The following is a 20,133-nucleotide window of genomic DNA, read 5'->3' as shown; positions in this document are numbered from 1 at the left end:
AAAATTGCCGCTCTTTTTCTACTAATCACACTGAAATCCATTACTTCACCATTTTTTCCCATCTTGATACCAATTCGCGCCCTACCGGTTTAGAAGGAGCTAATGTGGCTTGTTTTTTGCCCCTTTTAGCTACTGAAGCTCCGCTCTTGCGTTTGGTAAAACGCCGCTTGCCGGCACCCGACGCCTCCTTGGGCAGGGCGCTGAAGCTGGCGCCTGAGTCCTGCCGCGCCCCTTCAATCAGGCCGTTGAGCTGCTCGGTGAGTGGACCCATAAACTGCTGGTAGCTGCCGTGGCGCTCGGCGATCTGGCCGAGGCTCTGCTCCCACAGCGCCGTCATATCCGGCGTGGTGGCGGTGGCAGGCAGCGCCTGCACCAGCGCCCGCCCGGTCGGGGTCGCCTTGATGCTCTTGCCCTGACGCACCAGAAAGCGGCGCTTGAACAGCAGGTCGATAATGCCCGCCCGGGTCGCTTCTGTGCCGAGACCATCGGTGTCGCGCAGGGTCTTGCGGATCTCGGGATCCTGCACATAGCGGGCGATGCCGGTCATGGCCGCCAGCAGGGTGGCATCGGTGAACGACTTGGGCGGCTGGGTCATCTTCTCCTGCAGTTCGCCCCGCTCGCACAGCAGTTGCTCTCCCTCTTTCAGGGCAGGCAGCGTGCCCGCTTTCTCTTCGTCGTCATCCTCCTCCACTCCGAGCAGCGCCTTCCAGCCCGCCTTGAGGATACGCCGCGCCTTGGCCTGAAACAGACCACCGGCGATGCGCAGCAGCACCTTGCTGTCGTTGTATTCGAACGGGGGATAGAACTGCAGCAGATACTGTCGGGCAATCAGGCCATAGAGCTTCGCCTCGTCGGCCCCCAGCGTGGCGGGGTTGCCCTGCTTCTCGGTGGGGATGATGGCGTGGTGGGCATCCACCTTGCTATCGTTCCACGCCTTGCTGCGGATCTTGCCGTCTGCCTCGCTCACCGCCTTGGCCAGCGCAGGCGCTGTGGCGGCGATGGCACCGCGCACCTGTTCGGCCCGCTTGAAATGGTCGGTCGGCAGATAGCGGCTATCGGAGCGCGGATAGGTGATGAGCTTGTGACGCTCGTAGAGGCTCTGGCAGATGTCGAGCACCCGCTTGGCATCCATACCGAACCGTTTGGCGGCATCGATCTGCAGGCTGGAGAGGTTGTAGGGCAGCGGCGCCGCCTGCTTGCGGGCCTGCTCTTCCACCGATTCGACCTGAGCGGGCTGGCCGTTGATCCGGCTCACCACCTTGTCGGCCAGCGCCCGGTTGAGCACCCGCCCCTCCTCATCCTGCCACGGCAGACAGGCTTCCGATGGCAGCCACTTGGCGGTGAAACGCTCGTTGCTATCGGTCAACAGATGGGCCAGCACCTCGTAGAAGGGTTTGGGCACGAAGGCCTCGATCTCGAGATCCCGCCGCACCACCAGCCCCAGCAGCGGGGTCTGCACCCGGCCAACCGAGAGCAGCTCGCTGCAACCGGCCTTGCGGCCGAGCAGGGTATAGGCGCGGGTCATGTTGATGCCGTAGAGCCAGTCGGCCCGACTGCGGGCCAGCGCCGAGACTGCCAGCGGCACGAACTCCTTGTTATCCCTCAGTTTGTCGAGGGCGCGGCGCACCGCGGGCGGGTTGAGATCGCTGATGAGGCAGCGCTGCACCGGCTTGGTTTTCGGGTAGCCGAGAAAGTCGATCACCTCATCCACCAGCAACTGCCCTTCCCGATCCGGGTCACCGGCGTTGACCACGCAGTCCGCCTGCTTGATCAGCCGCTTGATGACGGTGAGCTGGGTTTTGGTCTTGGGCTTGGCCACCAGCTGCCACTGGGCGGGGATGATGGGGAGATGCTCCATCCGCCACTGCTTGAAGGCGGCGTCATAGGCATCGGGCTCGGCCTGCTCCAGCAGATGGCCGATGCACCAAGTGACCACATCCCCCTGGGCTGTTTCGATAAAACCGTCGCCCTTCTTGTGGGGCTTGGGCAGGGCATCGGCAATGGCGCGGCCCAGCGTGGGCTTCTCGGCGATAAAGAGTCGCATCGGTGGCTACCTGCAATACTGTATATGCAGACAGTATACAACTGCCACCGCGAAAGCCAAACTGCCCCTATTCGTCGAACGGGTGATCGTGGATGGCGGCAAACAGCCGCGCCTGATTGAGCAACGGCGCATAGTGGAAGGCGTTTTCGCCATCTTCCGCCAGCAGATAGTCGGTCAGCTGTTCGCGCACCGCCTCTTGCAGGGTCTCCAGCTTCCACGGCTTGGCGAGGTAGTAGTGCAACCCGCCGCGATTGACCGCTTCGACGGTGGCCTCCAGCCCGGCTTGTCCGGTCAGCAGCAATTTGCGGCTGGCACGGGTGGAGGCTCGCCGGTTCAGCTCCACCAGAAAATCGACCCCCAGGGTTCCCGGCATGATGTGGTCACAGAGGATCAGCGCCAGCTTGTTGCCGTCGCGCTCCCACTCCTCCACCACCGCTCGCGCCTCATCGACGCTCTCGGCGGCTTCCAGTTCGAAGTGGGAACTGAACGGGGCGAGATCGTGGATCACCGCATCCAGCACCTCCCGCTCATCGTCCACACACAGGATCAGATAGTGTTTGTTCATTGCTCCTCCTTGGCGACATGGTTTGGCACGCCGCGCGATTGATGCTGGCGACGGCTCAGGCCGCATGCTCCTTGTTGTGATGAGGTTCGCCCCCGTAACCGGCCTGCCCCATGCCGTCCAGCGGCAGACAGACCCGCATCCGGGTGTAGCGGCCCGACGCCGAGTCCACCTCAATCCGGCCGTGGTGCTGTTGCACTATCTGCAGCGAAACGCTCAGACCAATCCCGAGGCCGAAATGGCCCTCCCGCTTGGTGGTGAAGTTGAGATCGAAGATCCGCTGCCACAGCTCGGGCTCGATGCCGCAACCGCTATCCTCGATCTCTACCATGACCCACTCGGGATCCAGCAACCCGGTGCGAATGGTGAGCCGTCCCGGGCCGCTCATGGCATCCAGACTGTTGGCGATGAGGTTGGTCCACACCTGTTGCAGGGCGATGGGGTGACAGCGCACCAGCGGCAACGGCTGGTACTCCTTGCAGAGCTCATGATGCTTGAGGCGGTTTTCGAAAATCATCAAGGTATCTTCCAGCCCCTCGTGCAGGTCCACCAGAGAGGGCTCGGCCCGATCCTGCCGGGCATACTGCTTGAGGCTCTTGACCAGATCGCCGATGCGACGGGCACACACTTCGATATTGCGCAGGAAGCTGCCGGTCTGCTGGAACAGCTCCAGCCGGGAGAGCAGCGCCTCCCGCTCGTCGGCAGTGCGGCTGGCAAACCAGCGTTGCCAGTTCAGCTCGTCATCCAGATTCATCTGTACCGCCAGCCGCGCCTGCTGGCGATCACCAAAGCGCCCCTCAGCCTGCCGGGTCTTGTCACGGATCTCGCTGGTCGAGACCGGCTGGGAGGAGAGCGCCTGACAGAGGGTCTGGTTGCCCAGCCCCTTGATGGGTGCTGGCAGCTCGAGATTGACCAGATCGGGGATGGCGGCCCGCAGGGTCTCGCTGCCACGGATAATAGCCGCCACCGGGTTGTTCAGCTCGTGGGCGACACCGGCCACCAGCTGACCCAGCATCGCCATCTTTTCGCTCTCCACCAGCTGGGCGTGAGCGGCATCGAGGGAGTTGAGGGTCTGTTGCAGCCGCATCTCGGTACGGATGCTGTTTTGCAGGCGGCGGTTGAAGTGGCGCAGCAGCAGGTTGGTAAAGGAGGGGAGCAGTTCGCTGCGCGCCTGCATCACCCGGGAGAATTGCAGCTTGTCGAGCTTGATCACCTCGGCACCGGTCAGAGTCACGCCGGTGGTGAAGGCGGGTTCGCCGGTCACGAAGGACATGCCCCCCACCAGCGAACCGGTACGGTAGTGCACCACCTCCTGATCGATCCCCTGCTCGTCCCGCTTGCGCAGCACCACCTCCCCCTTGGCGATAAACCAGAGGAAGCTGTTGGGCTCCCCCTCGCGGGTCAGCACATGGCCCGGGCTGTAGTGGCGGCAGACCCGCTCCTCGTCATTGCCCTCGAAAAACTGGTAGAGGCCGTCGATCACCACCCGGGAGAGTTCTTCATCGCTGCAGTGGGTGTAATCCATAAAGCCCTGCCGATAGGCAGCCAACTGGCGATCGACGTGGGCTCGCAGCAGCTTCTGGTTGTCGAGCACTGCGGCATAGCTCAGCAGGTCCGCATCGGGACGTTGCAATACAAAGTGGCTGGCCTGCTCGATCACCGCCCGGCGCAGGCTGCCATCGCGCCAGGGGCGTTGCAGGTAGTAGTCGAGACGACCGAGGTTCACTGCCTCGATGATCGATTTCATCTCCGGCTGGCTGCCGAGCAGGATCTTGCGGCACGCCTCGTGACGGCTGCCGAGGCGGATCAGAAAATCGGCCCCTCTCCCATCCCCTAGCTCGCTGTCACACACCACTACGGCGGGTGGCTGCCCCTTGCGATCCAGCTCGTCCAAGGCCAGCTCCGCCGACCCCTGACCGACCACCACCACCAACGCGAAATGGCCGAGCAGCGGAGCCAACTCCTGTTCGAATTCGGCCAGCAGTTGCACGTTGGCGGCGACACACAGCAGTGAGAAAGGGCTCATCAGCGACACTCCGTTGAGGCTCACTGCTCACTATATCAGCGAATCTTGTGGGGTTTTGCGAGGGGGCTAACAGCTGTCGCGGAAAGTGCACAAATAGATAAAACAGAAAACAAATGAATTTAATTCGACAATTATGTCAATAACAAAACAAAAGACAAAATGTGACAACAATCAAAAATATAAACCATGATGGAGGTCAACGCCTTATCCCTGTCATTACTACTACTATTGGACTAGTACTATGTAGGTAATTATTGACCGTAGGAAAACGCCGCCATGATTGGAAAACTGATAAGAAAAACCTGGTTCTGGCTCCTGCTGCTCGGGGCCCTGCTGGGTGTCGCGGCACTGGGTGTCACCGTGACCGTGCTGCACAAGACCAGCTCCACCGAATTCTGCGTCTCCTGCCACTCCATGCAGACTCCGCTCGCCGAGTATCAGGGCAGTGTCCACTTCCAGAACACCAAAGGGATCCGCGCCGAGTGCGCCGACTGCCACATCCCGGGCGACCCCACCTCCTACCTGTGGACCAAAATCCGCGCCGTGAAGGATATCTATCACGAGGCGATCGGCACCCTGGATACCCCGGAAAAGTATGAAGCCCACAAGCTGCGGATGGCCCAGTCCGTCTGGGACGAGCTGAAAGCCAACGACTCCGCCACCTGCCGCAGCTGCCACAGCTACGAGGCGATGGACATTCTGGCCCAGCGCCCCAATGCCCGCGCCGAGCACCCGGTCGCCATCAAGGAGGGCCAGACCTGTATCGACTGCCACCGCGGTGTCGCCCACATCATGCCTGACATGAGCGGCCTGGCTGCCGCCGGTGCCAGCGAGCTGGCGCAGGCTGCGGCCCAGACCCCGGCCAACGTCACCACCCGTTACGCCATCGCCACCACCCCGCTGTTCCTCGATGCCGCCGCCAAGACCGACGAAGGCACCCTGATGCCCTCCACCAAGGTGGAAGTGCTTGCCAACGAAAACGGCCGCGCCAAGGTGCAGATCGAAGGCTGGCAACAGGATGGTGTGAGCGAAGTATTCTACGCCGCACCGGGCAAACGGATCCTCAGCGTACTGGTCGGCGATGCCGCCAAGAAAGCGCTGGTCACCGGCCAGAGCGAAACCGACAGCGCCACCAACCTCACCTGGCATCAGGTCAAGCTGACCGCCTGGGTCGACCAGAGCCAGCTCATCGGCGATCAGGGCAAGCTGTGGCAATACGCCTCCACCCTGATGTCCAACAACTGTACCGGCTGCCACGGCCTCACCGCGCTGGATCACTTCAATGCCAACCAGTGGATCGGCGTCATCAAGGGGATGGAATCTCGTACCTCCCTGACCCCGGAACAGGCTCGTATGTTGACCCAGTATGTCCAGAAACACGCCAGTGACATGAGCGCGGCCCACTAAGGCTGGCACAGAGGAAAACCGTTATGACTTTTTTCAATGACAAGAAGACCAATCTGTCCCGCCGCAACCTGCTCAAGGGGCTCGGCGCCTGCGCAGCCCTGCCCCTGCTCGGCGGCATTTTTCCCAAGAGTGCGCTGGCGCAAGCCATCAGCACCGCATTGAGTCAGTTCCCGACCCTGGTGCCCGCCCAGAAGGGCATTCTGACCGGCGCCCACTGGGGTGCTTTCGAGGCGATCGTCGAAGATGGCCGCATGGTGCGCGTTCAGCCGGTGGCCGATGATCCGGCGCCAAACGATCTCATCGACATGGCGCCGTTCCAGGTCCACGCCAAGAACCGCATCAAATACCCCATGGTACGCAAGAGCTGGCTGGAGCATGGCCCGGGCGCCAAGCCCGAGCTGCGCGGTACCGACGAGTGGGTACGAGTGAGCTGGGACAAGGCGATCGAACTGGTGGCCGGCGAGATCCAGCGGGTTCAGAGTGACTTCGGTCCGCAGGCGATCCACGCCGGTTCCTATGGCTGGAAAAGCGTCGGCATGTTCCACAACAGCCGTACCCTGCTGCACCGCCTGATGAACCTCTCCGGCGGTTTCACCGGTTATGCCGGTGACTACTCCACCGGCGCGGCTCAGGTGATCATGTCCCACGTGATGGGTTCCATCGAGGTGTACGAGCAGCAGACCGCCTGGCCCAACGTGGTGGAGAACGCCGAACTGGTGGTGCTGTGGGGGGTCAACGCCCAGGTGACCCTGAAGAACAGCTGGAACATGCCGGATCATGAAGGTCAGGCCGGCTTCATGGCGCTGAAAGAGAAGGGCACCCGCGTCATCAGCATCGACCCCATCTACAACGAGACCGCCAAGCTGGTCGGTGCCGAGTGGATTGCGCCGAACGCCTACACCGACGTGGCCATGATGCTGGGGGTGGCCCACACCCTCTACAGCGAGAAGAAGCACGATCAGGCCTTCCTCGATCGCTACACCGTCGGCTTCGACAAGTTCCTGAACTACCTGCTCGGCAAGGATGACGGTCAGCCGAAGAGCGCCGAGTGGGCGAGCAGCGTCTGCGGCGTCGATGCCAAGGTGATCCGCCAGCTGGCCCTCGACATGGCCGCCAAACGCACCATGATCATGGCCGGTTGGGGGATGCAGCGTCAGCAGCACGGCGAACAGCCGAACTGGATGCTGGTGACTCTGGCCTCCATGCTGGGCCAGATCGGCCTGCCGGGCGGCGGCTACGGCTTCAGCTACCACTACTCCTCCGGTGGCAGCCCCACCGCCAAGGGTGGCATTCTGGCCGGTATCTCCGCCGGCAACGCACCGAAGAACAGCCCGGCACCGATCCCGGTGGCCCGCATTGCCGACTGTCTCGCCAACCCGGGCAAGACCATCGACTTCAACGGCCGCAAGGTGACCTATCCGGACATCAAGCTGGTCTACGTGGCAGGCGGCAACCCCTTCCACCACCATCAGGACACCAACAACCTGCTGCAAGCGTGGCGCAAGCCTCAGACCGTGATCGTTCACGAGCCTTACTGGACCGCTACCGCCAAGCACGCCGATATCGTGCTGCCGGTCACCACCAGCTACGAGCGCAACGATCTGGAAATGGGCGGCGACTACTCCCAGCGCTATGTGTTCCCGATGCACCAGTGCGTACCGCCCCAGTTTGAAGCCCGCAACGACTTCGACATCTTCAGCGCCATCGCCGCCAAACTGGGTGTGCAGGAGCAGTACACCGAAGGCAAAGACGAGATGTTGTGGCTCAAGCAGATGTACGACGGCATGGCAGCGCAGGCCCGCGGCGCCCGCGTGGCGCTGCCGCCGTTCAACATGTTCTGGGAATCCAACAACTACATCCGCTTCCCGATCCCCGAGGCCAACCGCCAGTGGATCCGTCACGCCGATTTTCGCGAGAACCCGCTGCTCAACCCGCTCGGCACCCCGTCCGGCAAGATCGAGATTTTCTCCAACACGGTAGCCGGGATGGGTTATGCCGACTGCGCCGGCCATCCCAAGTGGTATGAGCCCAAGGAGTGGGTGAAGAGCGAGGTGGCGGCGCGCTATCCGCTGTCGCTCAACACCTCCCACCCGACCCAGCGGCTGCACTCCCAGCTCGACAACACCCCGCTGCGGGACAAGTTCGCCATCGCCGACCGCGAGGCGATCATGATCCATCCGCTGGACGCCAAGGCTCGTGGCATCGCCCATGGGGATCTGGTGCGTGCCTTCAACGAGCGCGGCCAGATCCTGGTGGGCGCCCTGCTCTCCGAGGATGTGCGCCAAGGGGTGGTGCGGATCTGCGAAGGGGCCTGGTATGACCCAGCCAAGCCGGGCGAAGCGGGCAGCATCTGCAAGAACGGCAACGTCAACTGCCTCACCTTCGACGAAGGCTCGTCCAGTCTGGCGCAAGGCAACTGCGGCCACATGGCCCAGCTGCAGATCGAGAAGTACACAGGCCCGGTGCTGGCCAACACCGCCCACGCGGTACCGGCCAACGGCTAAGGCTATTGCCACCCAATAAAAACGGCGCCATCAAGGCGCCGTTTCTTTATATGTCTGCCAAAGCGCAGGCATGGTCGGGACGGGTTTAGAACTCCCCCTCCTCCATATACTCCTGCGCGCACTCAACTAGCTGCGGCCACAGCTCTTCCGGCACCCAGGCGTCCGGATCATCTTCATCGCCATCGTATTGGCTCCAGAAGTAACGGCGCAGGCCGGAGGCAAACTCGTCGCTGATCTCGGCCAGCTCCGAGAGCGGCCCCAACCAGGCGATGCGACGCAGGCCGGAGGCGAGATCGTTGATGGCATCCATCAGGGTGCGATCGTCGAAGCTCTGCTCCACCAGCAGGGTGAAGCGCTCGCGCGCCTGCTCGGTCTGCTCCTCGTCCAGCTCGCCCACATCGGCCAGCAGGTCGACAAAATCTTCCAGCAGGAACGCGATCAGGCCATCCCTGTCTTCAAACCACTGGATCTGGGCGCCCTTGACCCCCAGCACAGAGGCATCAAACGAATCGTCAAGGTGACACAGTGCCCACGGATCGTCGGTCATGCTTCTCTTCCTCAGGCTAAAACAAATGCCATATGTTATGCCTAGCTCTCGACTCTTGCCACCTTGGGCAACGAGAGGGAGGCGGCCAGACCGCCCAGTTCGGCGCGGCCCATGATGAAACTGCCCCGATAGGCTTCCGCCAGATCGGAGACGATATTGAGGCCCAGGCCCGAGCCCGGCACCTTCTCGTCGAGCCGCACCCCGCGCAGCACCGCCTTGGCAATCTGATCTTCGCTCATGCCGGGGCCGTCATCCTCGATACGCAGGGTGATCCAGCCCCCCAGCTCGGCGCTGGAGATGCGCAACTCGCTGGCTGACCACTTGAAGGCGTTCTCCAGCAAATTGCCCACCATCTCGTCGAAATCCTGCTCCTCCACCCCGACCGCCAGATTGGCGGGCACTTGCAGATCCACCGTCTTGCCCGGATAGAGGCGGGAGAAGGCGCGGCAGATATACTCTACCCGCGCCCGCACCGGGGTCGAGACCCCGAGGATCTTGGCGGCGCCGGTCACCCGCGCCTTGCCGAGGTGGTAATCGATGTGGCGCTGGATCTGGTCGAGCTGCTCGCCGATGGCGGCCTGATCCTCCGGCGGCAACTGGGCCACCTGATTGCGCATGATGCTGAGCGGCGTCTTGAGGGCGTGGGCCAGATTGCCGGTGTGGGATCGCGCCCGCTGCAGCAGCTCGCCGTAGTGGTGCAGCAGCCGGTTGATATCCTCCACCAGCGGCTGGATCTCCAGCGGATAGCGCAGCCGGAAGCCCTCCTGATGGCCCTCGTGAACCCGCCCCAGTTCACGGCGCAGCAGGTGCAGCGGCCGCAAGCCGTAGACGATCTGGAACATGAAGCCGAGCACCAGACCGGCGGCGGCAAAGCCGAGACCGAGGAACAGGCTGATCCGGGTCTTGTTGAGGGTCTGGGTCAGGGCGCTGCTGTCCTTGGCCATCACCAGAGTGAACACCCGATCCGAGCCTGGTAGCAGTACGGTACGGGTCATGATCAGCAGCGGCTCCTTGTTGGGCCCCTTGCCGACGAAGAGGTCGGGATCGCCAAACGCCGACTTGAGGCCGTCGCTCTTCAGGTTGGTATCCCACAGGGAGCGGGAGCGCCCCACCACATCGCGGCCCAGTTCCAGCTGCCAGTAGTAGCCGGAGTAGGGTTGATTGAAACGGGGATCGGAGAGGGAGCCGGTGACCACCGGCAGGCCGGTTTTGGCCACTTCCAGCCGGGAGAGCAGATCATAGAGCTGCAGGCGCAGACCGTCGGCCTCCGCCTCCTGCCAGTAGTTGCGCATCATGGTCTGCAAGCTGAAACCTGTGGCGAATAGAAACAGCCCGCACCACACCAGCGCGATGGCGACCAGTCGCCCCCGCAGGGTTCTGACCAGCCTCATTCGTTGATCCGGTACCCGAGGCCGCGCACTGTCTCAATCAGATCGGGGTTGGTTTTCTTGCGGATCCGGCCGATGAACACCTCCACGGTATTGGAGTCGCGGTCAAAATCCTGAGCGTAGATGTGGTCGATCAGCTCGCTGCGCGACACCACCTTGCCCCTGTGCTGCATCAGGTAACCCAGCACCCGGAACTCGTGGGCAGTCAGCTTGATGGGAGTCCCTTCGTACCACACCTGCGACGCCGCCATGTCGAGCCGCACTCCGCCGATCTCCAGAATGGAGCTGGCGTTGCCTGCCGCCCGGCGCACCAGCGCATGGACTCGCGCCACCAGCTCGGCCACCTGGAACGGCTTGGTGAGGTAGTCATCGGCACCGGCGTTGAGCCCCTCGATCTTCTCGTGCAGCTGGCCACGGGCGGTCAGCACCAGCACCGGGGTATCGATCCCCTTGCTGCGCCACTCTTTCAGCACGCTCAGGCCATCGCGCCCCGGCAGGCCGAGGTCGAGAATGATGGCATCGTAAGGTTCGGTCTCGCCGAGAAAACCGGCCTCGTTGCCATCGTGGCAGAGGTCGGTGACAAAGCCGGAGAGGCGCAGCTGTTCGGCCAACTGGCCAGCCAGAATTTTTTCGTCTTCAACAATCAGAATTCGCATGAACAGGCTTCCACACAGGGGTTATTCATCATCCTCGACCGGGGGCTTTGGAGGTTCGAACAACCGCTCCAGATGGTGGCCCTTGGCCCACACCAGCTCAAGGTTGTCGGCCCGATAGGCTACCTTGATCACGCTGTTTTCCCGATCGATGACTCGCAGTTCATAGAGCCAGATACCATCCTCTTCCCCCAGATCCACCCGCAACACCCGCACCGGCAATCTGGCCGCCACCTCCATCATTTCATGGAAGGGCCGAACCCGTCCCTCATGGACAGCTTGCTGCAGCATGGCTTCATCAGGCGTGACAGCCTGTGCCAGCAACGGCAGCAATAACCCAAGCAGAGGGAGCGCTCTATTCATGGATGATTCATCTCCAAAAACCTAACATAATGGCGTTTATAGTCTGCCAGCCATGAATCCGGAATGAATATGATCCCGCGCAGTTTCCTGCTAATCCTTTGTCTGTTGAGTGCCACAAGCTGGGCGGCCCAGAGCCGTCTCGACATGGCCGGGCTGGTCAAACTCCTGCTGGCGCAAGGGTATCACGACATTCGGGAAGTGGAGCTGGAAGGGGACAAATTCGAGGTCAAAACCCTCAATCGCCAGGATCAGAAGGTGCATCTCATCGTCGATGCCTACACTGGCGAGATCAAACAACAAGAGGCCGATTAGGCCTCTTTTGCATTCCAGCGTCCCCGCCAGGGACGCAGCAGCTTCTCCCGCCTCGGCCAGAGCAGGGCGCAGACCAGCAGCAGGTAGATGAGGGGCTCCCCCCAACCACTCTTGAGCGACCACCAGTAGTGCACCGGCACCAGCAGGGCGATGGCATAGACCCAGTTGTGCAGCTTCTGCCATGCGGCGCCCATGCGGCGCTGCAATACGGGCAGCGAGGTGATGCTGAGGGCGGCCAGCAGCAACAGGGCCACCATCCCCACCACGATATAACTGCGCTTGACCAGCTCGCCGCCAATCAGACCCCAGTCAAACTGCAGATCCAGCCCCAGCCACGCCATAAAGTGGAGCAGCGCCCAGGCAAAACACCAGAGCCCGAGGGGGCGACGCAGCTTGATAAGCTGCCCCTGCCGCCAGCGCTTGGCCAGCGGCGACACCAGCAGGGTGAGCAGCAGCAGGTGGAGCGCTCCCTTGCCGAGGTAGTGGATAAGCTCGGGCACCGGATCGCCCCCCAGCAGACCTGCCGGAATGGCAAAAACCAGCCAGAGCAGGAAGCCGAGGGAGCCCAGATGCACCAGCGCCCGCAGGCCGCTGATATGGGCCGGTTTCAATCTCAGTACCATTGGCGCAGATCCATCCCCTGATAGAGCGAGGCGACTTCGTCACCATAGCCGTTGAACATCAGGGTCGGCTGACGCTTGGCGCCAAACACTCCGCCCTCACCGATGAAACGCTCGCTGGCCTGACTCCAGCGCGGGTGATCCACCTGCGGATTGACGTTGGCGTAGAAGCCATATTCGTTGGGTGCCAGCAGGTTCCAGGTGGTCGGCGGCATCTCCTCTACCAGCCGGATCGAGACGATGCTCTTGATGCTCTTGAAGCCGTACTTCCATGGCACCACCAAGCGGATCGGCGCGCCATTCTGGGCGGGCAGGGTCTTGCCATAGAGCCCCATCGCAAGGAAAGAAAGAGGGTGCATCGCCTCGTCGATACGCAACCCTTCGACGTAGGGATACTCTATACCGCCCCCCAGACTGGAGGCCTGCCCCGGCAGCTGTTTCGGATCGAACAGGGTCTCGAAGGCGACAAACTTGGCGCGGCTGGTCGGTTCGGCACGGCGGATGATCTCGGCCAGCGAGATGCCGTTCCAGGGCAGCACCATCGACCAGGCTTCGACGCAGCGCAGCCGGTAGATCCGCTCCTCCAGCTCGGTTTTGTTGATGAGATCCCACACATCCAGAGTGAAGGGCTTGGCCACCTCCCCCTCCACCTTGAGGGTCCAGGGTTCGGGCTTTAGGTAATGGCCGTTGCGAGCCGGGTCGGACTTGTCGGTGCCCAGTTCATAGAAGTTGTTGTAACTGGTGGCCTTCTCTTCCGGTGTCAGCACCAGATTGGCCGGACGCTCGGCAGGCTTGCTGTTAAGCGGCCTGGTGGCTAATTGGGGAGCATCCTCTTTACCGCGCAGCAGATCGAGTACACCGGCCTGAGTGGGAAACGCCAGGGTGGCTGCGCCCAGACCCAGCCCTTTGAGAATAAGGCGGCGGTCCTGATAGACGGCTTCCGGGGTGACATTCTGTTCGGTGAGGGGGTGGGCGGTACGACGCTTGATCAACATGAAAAACTCCCGGGGCTGAGTGAGGCAGTATGGATAAGACCCGCCCCGGCAGATTTTTATTTCACACAAATTTACATCATGTGGTGCAGGGGCAGTGCCTTGGCCATGGTGCCGACCAGAAACAGGACTACGAACACCAGCAGGGGAACGATCACATTTGGCGCCATCAGACTCACTCCATGAGCAGGACAGGGCCTCTAACTATGGCCGACTGTCAGGCCGGTCACCAATGAATTTTTTTCGCGAGCGCAAGCGTATTCCTGAGTTGAAAAGGGTGATGAAGATCACACACAATTCGGCCCCCGCTTGCCGCCCCGATTGCCGGGGGTAGGCTGCCCATTTTGCGAAGCCAACTGAAGAGTCGCCCCATGAGCCCACTGATCGCCATCGCCATCACCACTGGAATTCTCTCCGCCGTCTGGGGCTGGATTGCCGTCGCGTTCGGCCTTATCTCCTGGGTCGGCTTTCTCGGCTGCACCAGCTATTTCGCGTCAAGCGGTGGCTACAAGGCGCTGCTGCAGACCATCTTCTGCAACACCAGCGGCATGCTGTGGGCTCTACTGCTGATCCATGGCGACAGTCTATGGGGGGCGGGCGTGGCGGGTTATGTGATGACGGGGGTGGTCGCAACCCTGATGTGCGTACAGGCCAAGCAGCAGTGGCTCGGCTACATTCCCGGCACCTTTGCCGGTTGCTGTGCCACCTTCGGGGCGGCTGGCGAGTGGCGGCTGATCCTGCCCTCCCTCATCATTGGCGCCTTGTTCGGTTACCTGATGAAGGCGAGCGGCCTCTGGCTCTCCCATAAAACTCAAAAAGCCGATGCCGCTCCGGCGGTGGTTGATCCCGCCTGATTTATCCCTTCGATTTGAAGTTTGCAGCTTCGATACCGTGCCGATTCAATAACTTGTAAAAATCGGTACGGTTTCTGCCCGCCATGTTGGCCGCCAGGGTCACGTTGCCCTCGGTGGTGCGCAGCAAACGGATCAGATACTCCTTCTCGAATTCGGCCCGCGCCTCGTTGAACGAGGGGATGCCGCCGCCACCACCGCTCAGGGCGGACTCCACCATGGAGACCCCGATCACCGGGCTGCAACAGAGGCTGGCGAGCTGCTCCACCACGTTGCAGAGCTGGCGCACGTTGCCGGGCCAGGCAGCGGCCGCCAGCATCGCCAGCGACTCGGGCGAAAAACCCATGGCGGCGCAGTCGCTGTGGCGGCTACGGTAATCGTCGAGCGCCTGACGGGCCAGCAGGGGGATATCCTCGCTGCGGGCACTGAGAGACGGCAAGGTGATATTGGCGACGTTGAGACGGTAGAAGAGATCTTCCCGAAAGCGCCCCTCCTCCATCGCCTTGACCAGATCCTGATGGCTGGAGCTGAGCACCCTCACCTCCGGCGTGCCCTGACCATACTCCTCCATCACCTGCAGCAGCTTGGCCTGCAGGGATTCGGAGAGGCTGCCAATCTCGTCGAGAAACAGGGTCGCCCCCTTGGCCTGCTCGAACAACCCTGACTGGCCATCTTCACCAAACAGCTGCAAGTCGAGTGACGCCCACGGAATGGCGGCACAGTTGATGGTATGGAGCGGCTTGTCGCGCCGCTGGCTGGCCTGGTGCAGCGCCTGCGCCATCGCCCCCTTGCCGGAGCCTGACGGCCCCATGATCAGCACCGGCACCTCCATGGTCGCAATGCTGTGGGCCTGGATCAGCAGCTGTTCCAGCTGGGGATTGCGGGTCAGGATCAGCGACTGCCACTCCTGCTGCTGTTTCGGCCGCGTCAGGCTCAGCGCATGTTCGATGGTGGCGAACAGCTCATCCTTGTTGATGGGTTTGGTCAGAAAGCTGAAGACGCCGGAGCGGGTCGCCTGAATGGCGTCCGGGATGGTGCCGTGGGCGGTCATGATGATCACCGGCAACCCCAGCCACTGGGCCTGGATCCGCTCGAACAGCGCCAGACCGTCCATGCCGGCCATCCGCAGATCGCTCAGCACCAGATCGGCCCGTTGCTGACGCAACCGGTCGAGGGCCCCTTCCGCACTGTCGGCGGTATCCACTTCATAACCCTGACTGCGCAGCCGCATGCTCATCAGTTTGAGCAGGCTGACGTCGTCATCCACCAACAGGATCCGGCTCATGGTATTACCTCACGATTCTCGTTCAGCTTGCGCTGGTTGAGCTGGTCGTCGATAGCGGTCAGCTGCTCGATCTGGCGGCGCAGCCGCTGGATCTCCTGACTCTGGTCATCGCGACGGCTGTCGCGAGCCAGCAGCTGCTCGCCGAGGGCGATCCAGCTGCGCAAAAAGGCCTGCGCATCGAGACCCAGTTCGGGCAGCATCTGCTTCAGGCGCGCCAGACCGGCGGTGCGATTGGCCACAGATTCGGCGGGGTGGGAGTCCACCATGGCCAGACTGACCCGGCTCTCCAGATCGTCGGCCCCTTTCAGACGCTGACGCTCCTGCACCCGTTGCTGGGGGTGACTGGCCAGCAGCCAATCGGAGTATTGCAGACGCACCTGCATCTCCTTGCTGGCAAACTCCATCCGCTTGGCAAAAGCGATATCGGAGGACTCCCGCTCTGCCTGTTGCGGCAGCAAGGAGCAACCCGCGAGCAGCCCTGCCATCAGAGCTGGAAATACGCGTTGTATCTTCATAGTCCTCATTTCAACGTCAACCTGAAACAGACATCCGCCTGTTCATCCTCTACCAGAACCAGTTCCCCCCCCAGGCTGTTGGCAGACTCGCGGGCGATGGAAAGGCCCATGCCCGAGCCTTTCAAGAGACCTTGCCGCACTGTGCTGCCCTGCTCGAAGGGTTCAAAAATGCGTTGCTGATCGGCCACGGGGATCTTGGGCCCCTCGTTGGCCACTTCCAGCCAGCTTATCTGTTCATCCTGCCCTGCCCTGATCCAGATATTGCCCCCGCTGGCGCCGTAACTGACGGCGTTGGAGAAGAGGTTATCGAGGATCAGTCGTAGCCGGTAGGGCTCCGCCCACAGGGTAACCGGCACGGTCGGCAAGTGTACACAGATCTGCTTGGACTCCAATGCCAGCCGGTACTCGGCAGAAAGTTCCGACAACATCGGCAGCAGGGGGACGGGCTCCAGTTCGAAGGCCTCCTGCTGACTGAGCCGGTTGAAGTCGAGCAGCCGCTCGATCAGGGTCTGCAGGCGCCGACTGTTCTCATCGAGCATCTGGCAGATCTCCAGCTGATCCGGCGTCAAAGGCCCGACCAGCTGCTCGCAGAGCAGATCCGTCCCTTCCCGCAGCACCGCCAGCGGGGTCTTGAGCTCGTGGGATACATGGCGCAGGAACTGGTATTTCTGCAGCTCCAGCTCCTTGAGTTTGTCGTGCAGCCAGACGATCCGCTCCCCCAGCAATACCAGCTCGGCAGGGCCGTCAACCGGCTTGGGATCGGGTTCGACCCCGGCACCCAGACTCAAGATGCGCGACTCAATCTGTCGTACCGGGTGGATGATGAGGTAGGTGAAGATAAAGACCATCAGCAGGCTGAGCGCCGCCACAGCTCCGCTCACCCACCAGAGCTCGCTGGTCAGTCCGGCGATGGTGAGCTGCACCCGATCCATGTGTTCGTCAACCCGGCTGCGGGTGACTATTTCGAGCTGCTTGTTGGCATCGTTGAACTGCTCCAGCTTGTCCCCCGCTACCGCCGCCCGGGCCAGCGCGGCATCCTGCAGGCTGTCGAGCCAGGCCAGCCCCTGATCGAGACCGCTGTAGAGCTGGCCGTCGGTGATGGAGTTGCGGTGCTCCGCCAGCAACACCCGATAACCATCGAGCTGCTGCTGGTAGCTGGTGAGACTGCGGCGATCCCCCAGCACCGCGAAGCGGCGCAAGGTGCGTTCGATATCGATGGCTTGCGCCGTCAGCAGGGTGGCGCGGCGGGTATCCTTGACCGCCCGCTCCATCTCGTCGCTGGTGAGCTGACTGAGGTGGGCAAGGGAGGTGCTGTTGTGCCAGATCATGCCGCCCAGCGGCATCAATACCAGCACAAATCCCATCAATACCACCTGCAGCAGGGAGCGTGGGCGAACCTTGGTCATCATCTCTTCTCTTGCATTCTCACCGGTGCGCCAGCATAGCCGCACCGCCCCAAAAAACAAAACCGGCCAACAGGCCGGTTTGTATTATCTGGATTGTGGTGATTCACGCCAACGCGACAGAGGCCAGACAGATAATCATGATCATCGCCAGCGCGCCCGAGGCGGTCAACAGCGCCCATTTCAGCTCCACACTCATGCAAACCTCCTTTCTGCCAATCAGTGCCGGATCACAATAGATAAGACAATGTTAAGCCATAGTTAATCCGATAACCGTGAGCTGCGTATACATTTCAGATGAGCCCAACCCCGGGAAGGTGAGCATGTTCTATCTGTGTAGCATTGGTTCCAATATTGACCCGCATATTCATGTCAGCCGCGCGCTGGCCGAGCTGCTTGCGAACGTCGGCCCCCTGCGGCTGAGTTCGGTGATCCGCACCAAGCCGGTGGGAATGCACTCCAGCCACGACTTTCTCAACTGCCTGCTGGTAGTGGAGAGCTCGCTCGATGCCGCCCGCCTCAAGCAGCACTTTGTCGCCCTCGAGGTAGCTCACGGCCGGGATCGCAGCGATCCGCTCTGCAAGGTGCACGATCGACCGCTCGACATCGATATTCTGGCCAGCGACAGGAGCGGTGACTTTGCCTCGGCAGAGGTCGACTCCTATCTGGCGGAGCTGCTGGCCGAGCTCTATGGCCATGGCGAGGTGCATGACCCCAAGGTGGCGCTGCAAGTGACGCTCCCCGCCCCGTCGGGCAAACTCAAACTCGGAAAGGGCTTGCTGACCCGGCAGGTCGGGCTGGGGCCGCTGGTGCTTGGCAAATCTTCAGAGAGTGGCCAGCGCGCGTCCGCCATCTACCTTGATGCTGGCCCCCGTCATATAACTGTTCCCCATCAGTAACTGCACCGCCTGCCAGATGGGCTCAAGTCCACCCTCCCGCGCCAGCGGTGTTTTCGCCAACACCTGCTGGCGCCATACCTCGTCATGCTCGTCGAGAAACAGGATTGGCCCCGGCTCTATGGTGTTGACCCGCACCGCAGGCGCCAGCTCCCGGGCAAAGCTCATGGCCAGCGAATGGGCTCCCGCCTTGGTGGCCACATAGCTGGCAAAACGGGGGGCCGGGGCATGGATATAGATATCGGTGATATGAATGATGCTGGCGTTGGGATTGCTGGCCAGCCGGGGGGCCAGCGCCCGGTTTAGTTGGAAGGGGGCCGCCATGTGTACCCGGTAGAACTGCTCGAACTGGGCCAGTTGCGCCGCTGGATCAGTTGCCTGCGGCTCGAAGGCCGAAGCGTTGTGGATCACCAGCGCCAGATCCTGATGGGCAGCCAGCACATCGATCAGCTTGCCAACGTCCTCTTCCCGGCCAAAATCCGCCTGCACCAGTTCGACCCCCAATGCTGCCAGCGTGGCCAGCTCCGGCCGCTCGCTGCGATAACTGCCCGTCACCTGCCAACCCGCCGCCACCAGCTGTTCACAGAGATAAAATCCGAGTCGACGGCCGCAGCCCGTAACCAATGCACGCATACGATCTCCTTTCCCTTTCATGGTCTTGCATGAACGAAGCCCGCCTGCCAGCGGATCACCGCCGATGGCTTGTGCCTATCAATCCCTGCGGCACAAGCCATTGGTCGCGAGCTACCCGCCCGCGTCATAGTGGCGGCATCCCCCTCTTGCGGAGTCACCACCATGCTGAAAGTACACCACCACATGGGTCGCCTGACCCACTCCCTCACTGCCGGACTCGGCCTGGCCGAGGCGCTGGATCGCCTGCATCAATCGGGTCTTGGCGGCCTGCCGGTGCTGGATGAGCAGAAACGGCTGATCGGCTTTCTCTCCGAACAAGACTGCATCCCCAGCCTGCTCACCGGCAGCTACCACTGCGATACCCGCACCCGGGTGGAGGATCTGATGAACCGCTTGCCCCTCTCGGTCGGGCCGGATGAGAGCATTCTGGAGCTGGCCCGCCAGATGGCTGACGCCAAGCCCAAGATCTACCCGGTGCTGCAACAGGGCAAGGTGATCGGCATCATCAGCCGCCGTCAGGTGATGCAAGCCCTCAACCAGCAGATGAAGGTGTGCCAGCAGACCTAGATCTGGTAACGCCCCTTGTCACCGATATCGAAGTGCAGGGGCATCCGCCACTTGGCCAGCGCCAACAAGCTCAACAGGGCCCCGCATACCAGCGCCACCAGTGCGGCGGCCCACTCCACCCGCAACCACTCCAGCAGCCATAACGCCGGCAGCAATACGGGCACCAGCTTGATGCCGGGAATGGCGAAACAAAACTGCTCCTTGAACGCCAGCCCGGAGAGGGTCGCCAACGCAGCCCCCAGCACCAGCGCATCTGGCGCCCCCACCGCTGCCAGGGCCAGTGCGCCCCACCCAAATCCCTGCAGAATCAGGCGAATCCGCTTGTCGTAGATATGCAGCGAGAAGCCGCAGATTGCGCTTGCCACTGCCAGCGACATCAACCATTGTGCCGACGGAAGCAATGCCATCCCGCTCAGCAGCGCCGCACCGCGGCAAAGCAGCAACAAGGCTGCCGCACTCAAGCCAAGGCGGTAGAGCGAGACGGTCAACTTGTCGATCCCGTCCAGCGGGCTCTCGATTTCAGGATTTGCCATAAACAGTCGCTTCTAACGGATCAGGTGCCATC

The 20,133-nt window shown here is 62.1% G+C and carries 21 protein-coding genes; 6 read left to right on the top strand and 15 right to left on the bottom strand.

Annotation, left to right across the window (positions count from 1 at the left end):
* Positions 1-40: 40 nt before the first annotated feature.
* The 3 genes from AB5Y86_RS18665 to AB5Y86_RS18655 form a co-directional block, all read right to left on the bottom strand.
* The gene (locus AB5Y86_RS18665; protein WP_368193771.1) at positions 41-2,044 is read right to left on the bottom strand and encodes a DNA topoisomerase III; all 2,004 of its coding nucleotides are present in this window, start codon (positions 2,042-2,044) and stop codon (positions 41-43) included.
* A 67-nt stretch (positions 2,045-2,111) separates the two neighbouring features.
* Positions 2,112-2,609, bottom strand: coding sequence for a response regulator (locus tag AB5Y86_RS18660; RefSeq protein ID WP_368193769.1), 498 nt, complete (start codon positions 2,607-2,609; stop codon positions 2,112-2,114).
* A gap of 55 nt (positions 2,610-2,664) precedes the next feature.
* Positions 2,665-4,632, bottom strand: coding sequence for an ATP-binding protein (locus AB5Y86_RS18655; protein ID WP_368193767.1), 1,968 nt, complete (start codon positions 4,630-4,632; stop codon positions 2,665-2,667).
* Positions 4,633-4,908: 276 nt separating this feature from the next.
* On the opposite strand from AB5Y86_RS18655, the gene AB5Y86_RS18650 reads away from it, so the two are divergent.
* Together AB5Y86_RS18650 and torA are read left to right on the top strand one after the other, a co-directional pair.
* Entirely contained in the window at positions 4,909-6,039 is a 1,131-nt protein-coding gene (locus AB5Y86_RS18650) for a NapC/NirT family cytochrome c (RefSeq protein WP_005339847.1), read from the top strand.
* 23 nt (positions 6,040-6,062) lie between these two features.
* Positions 6,063-8,543 (top strand): trimethylamine-N-oxide reductase TorA, encoded by a 2,481-nt coding sequence (gene torA / locus AB5Y86_RS18645; protein ID WP_368193766.1) that lies wholly within the window; start codon positions 6,063-6,065, stop codon positions 8,541-8,543.
* Positions 8,544-8,628: 85 nt separating this feature from the next.
* Here the strand turns inward: torA and AB5Y86_RS18640 are convergent, their stop codons facing one another.
* From AB5Y86_RS18640 to AB5Y86_RS18625, 4 genes are read right to left on the bottom strand one after another with little or no spacing between them, the layout of a single operon-like run.
* Positions 8,629-9,090 carry a hypothetical protein gene (locus tag AB5Y86_RS18640; RefSeq protein WP_005339830.1) on the bottom strand — a complete coding sequence of 154 codons (462 nt, stop codon included), beginning with the start codon at positions 9,088-9,090 and terminating at the stop codon, positions 8,629-8,631.
* Between the two features lie 41 nt (positions 9,091-9,131).
* Positions 9,132-10,481 (bottom strand): sensor histidine kinase, encoded by a 1,350-nt coding sequence (locus AB5Y86_RS18635; RefSeq protein ID WP_005339828.1) that lies wholly within the window; start codon positions 10,479-10,481, stop codon positions 9,132-9,134.
* Positions 10,478-11,134: a response regulator transcription factor gene (locus AB5Y86_RS18630; protein WP_005339826.1), complete on the bottom strand. Its 657-nt coding sequence runs from the start codon at positions 11,132-11,134 to the stop codon at positions 10,478-10,480. The genes AB5Y86_RS18635 and AB5Y86_RS18630 overlap by 4 nt, the downstream gene beginning before the upstream one ends.
* A 21-nt stretch (positions 11,135-11,155) precedes the next feature.
* Positions 11,156-11,494, bottom strand: a complete 339-nt coding sequence (locus AB5Y86_RS18625) for a PepSY domain-containing protein (protein ID WP_005339825.1) — start codon at positions 11,492-11,494, stop codon at positions 11,156-11,158.
* A gap of 63 nt (positions 11,495-11,557) precedes the next feature.
* Between AB5Y86_RS18625 and AB5Y86_RS18620 the strand changes: the two genes are divergently transcribed.
* Positions 11,558-11,806 carry a PepSY domain-containing protein gene (locus AB5Y86_RS18620; RefSeq protein ID WP_013724184.1) on the top strand — a complete coding sequence of 83 codons (249 nt, stop codon included), beginning with the start codon at positions 11,558-11,560 and terminating at the stop codon, positions 11,804-11,806.
* Here the strand turns inward: AB5Y86_RS18620 and msrQ are convergent.
* Both msrQ and msrP read right to left on the bottom strand, forming a co-directional pair.
* The gene (gene msrQ, locus AB5Y86_RS18615; protein WP_368193764.1) at positions 11,803-12,429 is read right to left on the bottom strand and encodes a protein-methionine-sulfoxide reductase heme-binding subunit MsrQ; all 627 of its coding nucleotides are present in this window, start codon (positions 12,427-12,429) and stop codon (positions 11,803-11,805) included. The genes AB5Y86_RS18620 and msrQ overlap by 4 nt on opposite strands.
* A complete protein-coding gene (gene msrP / locus AB5Y86_RS18610; protein WP_368193763.1) occupies positions 12,420-13,421 on the bottom strand; it encodes a protein-methionine-sulfoxide reductase catalytic subunit MsrP in 1,002 nt (333 codons plus the stop codon). Before msrP ends, msrQ begins: the two co-directional genes overlap by 10 nt.
* 368 nt (positions 13,422-13,789) lie before the next feature.
* Here msrP and AB5Y86_RS18605 point away from each other — a divergent pair, with 368 nt between their 5' ends.
* Positions 13,790-14,272, top strand: coding sequence for a DUF1097 domain-containing protein (locus AB5Y86_RS18605; RefSeq protein ID WP_005339809.1), 483 nt, complete (start codon positions 13,790-13,792; stop codon positions 14,270-14,272).
* Position 14,273: 1 nt separating this feature from the next.
* Here the strand turns inward: AB5Y86_RS18605 and AB5Y86_RS18600 are convergent, their stop codons facing one another.
* From AB5Y86_RS18600 to AB5Y86_RS18585, 4 genes are all read right to left on the bottom strand, one after another.
* The gene (locus AB5Y86_RS18600; protein ID WP_005339807.1) at positions 14,274-15,554 is read right to left on the bottom strand and encodes a sigma 54-interacting transcriptional regulator; all 1,281 of its coding nucleotides are present in this window, start codon (positions 15,552-15,554) and stop codon (positions 14,274-14,276) included.
* Positions 15,551-16,069: a hypothetical protein gene (locus tag AB5Y86_RS18595; RefSeq protein ID WP_368193762.1), complete on the bottom strand. Its 519-nt coding sequence runs from the start codon at positions 16,067-16,069 to the stop codon at positions 15,551-15,553. Before AB5Y86_RS18595 ends, AB5Y86_RS18600 begins: the two co-directional genes overlap by 4 nt.
* A 5-nt stretch (positions 16,070-16,074) precedes the next feature.
* Complete coding sequence (locus AB5Y86_RS18590; RefSeq protein ID WP_368193777.1) at positions 16,075-17,475, bottom strand: sensor histidine kinase; 1,401 nt, start codon at positions 17,473-17,475, stop codon at positions 16,075-16,077.
* A gap of 103 nt (positions 17,476-17,578) precedes the next feature.
* Entirely contained in the window at positions 17,579-17,671 is a 93-nt protein-coding gene (locus tag AB5Y86_RS18585; protein ID WP_005339800.1) for a YnhF family membrane protein, read from the bottom strand.
* Positions 17,672-17,795: 124 nt separating this feature from the next.
* On the opposite strand from AB5Y86_RS18585, the gene AB5Y86_RS18580 reads away from it, so the two are divergent.
* On the top strand, positions 17,796-18,371 hold the full coding sequence (locus AB5Y86_RS18580) for a 2-amino-4-hydroxy-6-hydroxymethyldihydropteridine diphosphokinase (RefSeq protein ID WP_368193760.1): 576 nt from the start codon (positions 17,796-17,798) through the stop codon (positions 18,369-18,371).
* Here AB5Y86_RS18580 and AB5Y86_RS18575 read toward each other — a convergent pair.
* Positions 18,297-19,001 (bottom strand): SDR family oxidoreductase, encoded by a 705-nt coding sequence (locus AB5Y86_RS18575; protein WP_368193759.1) that lies wholly within the window; start codon positions 18,999-19,001, stop codon positions 18,297-18,299. The genes AB5Y86_RS18580 and AB5Y86_RS18575 overlap by 75 nt on opposite strands.
* Before the next feature lie 162 nt (positions 19,002-19,163).
* Here AB5Y86_RS18575 and AB5Y86_RS18570 point away from each other — a divergent pair, with 162 nt between their 5' ends.
* The gene (locus tag AB5Y86_RS18570; RefSeq protein WP_368193757.1) at positions 19,164-19,568 is read left to right on the top strand and encodes a CBS domain-containing protein; all 405 of its coding nucleotides are present in this window, start codon (positions 19,164-19,166) and stop codon (positions 19,566-19,568) included.
* On the opposite strand, the gene AB5Y86_RS18565 is transcribed toward AB5Y86_RS18570, so the two are convergent.
* Positions 19,565-20,101: a DUF2301 domain-containing membrane protein gene (locus AB5Y86_RS18565; protein WP_058052004.1), complete on the bottom strand. Its 537-nt coding sequence runs from the start codon at positions 20,099-20,101 to the stop codon at positions 19,565-19,567. The two genes, AB5Y86_RS18570 and AB5Y86_RS18565, sit on opposite strands and share 4 nt — an antisense overlap.
* Between the last annotated feature and the right edge of the window lie 32 nt (positions 20,102-20,133).

This window comes from Aeromonas sp. s8 (assembly GCF_040907785.1).
GTDB classification, from domain to species: Bacteria; Pseudomonadota; Gammaproteobacteria; order Enterobacterales; family Aeromonadaceae; genus Aeromonas; species Aeromonas veronii.
This window is presented reverse-complemented; position numbering and strand designations above follow the sequence as displayed.

Excerpts from the sequence above, each read along its gene's own strand:
- AB5Y86_RS18665 (WP_368193771.1), bottom strand. The coding sequence starts at position 2,044 with ATGCGACTCTTTATCGCCGAGAAGCCCACGCTGGGCCGCGCCATTGCC.
- AB5Y86_RS18660 (WP_368193769.1), bottom strand. The coding sequence starts at position 2,609 with ATGAACAAACACTATCTGATCCTGTGTGTGGACGATGAGCGGGAGGTG.
- AB5Y86_RS18655 (WP_368193767.1), bottom strand. The coding sequence starts at position 4,632 with ATGAGCCCTTTCTCACTGCTGTGTGTCGCCGCCAACGTGCAACTGCTG.
- AB5Y86_RS18650 (WP_005339847.1), top strand. The coding sequence starts at position 4,909 with ATGATTGGAAAACTGATAAGAAAAACCTGGTTCTGGCTCCTGCTGCTC.
- torA (WP_368193766.1), top strand. The coding sequence starts at position 6,063 with ATGACTTTTTTCAATGACAAGAAGACCAATCTGTCCCGCCGCAACCTG.
- AB5Y86_RS18640 (WP_005339830.1), bottom strand. The coding sequence starts at position 9,090 with ATGACCGACGATCCGTGGGCACTGTGTCACCTTGACGATTCGTTTGAT.
- AB5Y86_RS18635 (WP_005339828.1), bottom strand. The coding sequence starts at position 10,481 with ATGAGGCTGGTCAGAACCCTGCGGGGGCGACTGGTCGCCATCGCGCTG.
- AB5Y86_RS18630 (WP_005339826.1), bottom strand. The coding sequence starts at position 11,134 with ATGCGAATTCTGATTGTTGAAGACGAAAAAATTCTGGCTGGCCAGTTG.
- AB5Y86_RS18625 (WP_005339825.1), bottom strand. The coding sequence starts at position 11,494 with ATGAATAGAGCGCTCCCTCTGCTTGGGTTATTGCTGCCGTTGCTGGCA.
- AB5Y86_RS18620 (WP_013724184.1), top strand. The coding sequence starts at position 11,558 with ATGAATATGATCCCGCGCAGTTTCCTGCTAATCCTTTGTCTGTTGAGT.
- msrQ (WP_368193764.1), bottom strand. The coding sequence starts at position 12,429 with ATGGTACTGAGATTGAAACCGGCCCATATCAGCGGCCTGCGGGCGCTG.
- msrP (WP_368193763.1), bottom strand. The coding sequence starts at position 13,421 with ATGTTGATCAAGCGTCGTACCGCCCACCCCCTCACCGAACAGAATGTC.
- AB5Y86_RS18605 (WP_005339809.1), top strand. The coding sequence starts at position 13,790 with ATGAGCCCACTGATCGCCATCGCCATCACCACTGGAATTCTCTCCGCC.
- AB5Y86_RS18600 (WP_005339807.1), bottom strand. The coding sequence starts at position 15,554 with ATGAGCCGGATCCTGTTGGTGGATGACGACGTCAGCCTGCTCAAACTG.
- AB5Y86_RS18595 (WP_368193762.1), bottom strand. The coding sequence starts at position 16,069 with ATGAAGATACAACGCGTATTTCCAGCTCTGATGGCAGGGCTGCTCGCG.
- AB5Y86_RS18590 (WP_368193777.1), bottom strand. The coding sequence starts at position 17,475 with ATGACCAAGGTTCGCCCACGCTCCCTGCTGCAGGTGGTATTGATGGGA.
- AB5Y86_RS18585 (WP_005339800.1), bottom strand. The coding sequence starts at position 17,671 with ATGAGTGTGGAGCTGAAATGGGCGCTGTTGACCGCCTCGGGCGCGCTG.
- AB5Y86_RS18580 (WP_368193760.1), top strand. The coding sequence starts at position 17,796 with ATGTTCTATCTGTGTAGCATTGGTTCCAATATTGACCCGCATATTCAT.
- AB5Y86_RS18575 (WP_368193759.1), bottom strand. The coding sequence starts at position 19,001 with ATGCGTGCATTGGTTACGGGCTGCGGCCGTCGACTCGGATTTTATCTC.
- AB5Y86_RS18570 (WP_368193757.1), top strand. The coding sequence starts at position 19,164 with ATGCTGAAAGTACACCACCACATGGGTCGCCTGACCCACTCCCTCACT.
- AB5Y86_RS18565 (WP_058052004.1), bottom strand. The coding sequence starts at position 20,101 with ATGGCAAATCCTGAAATCGAGAGCCCGCTGGACGGGATCGACAAGTTG.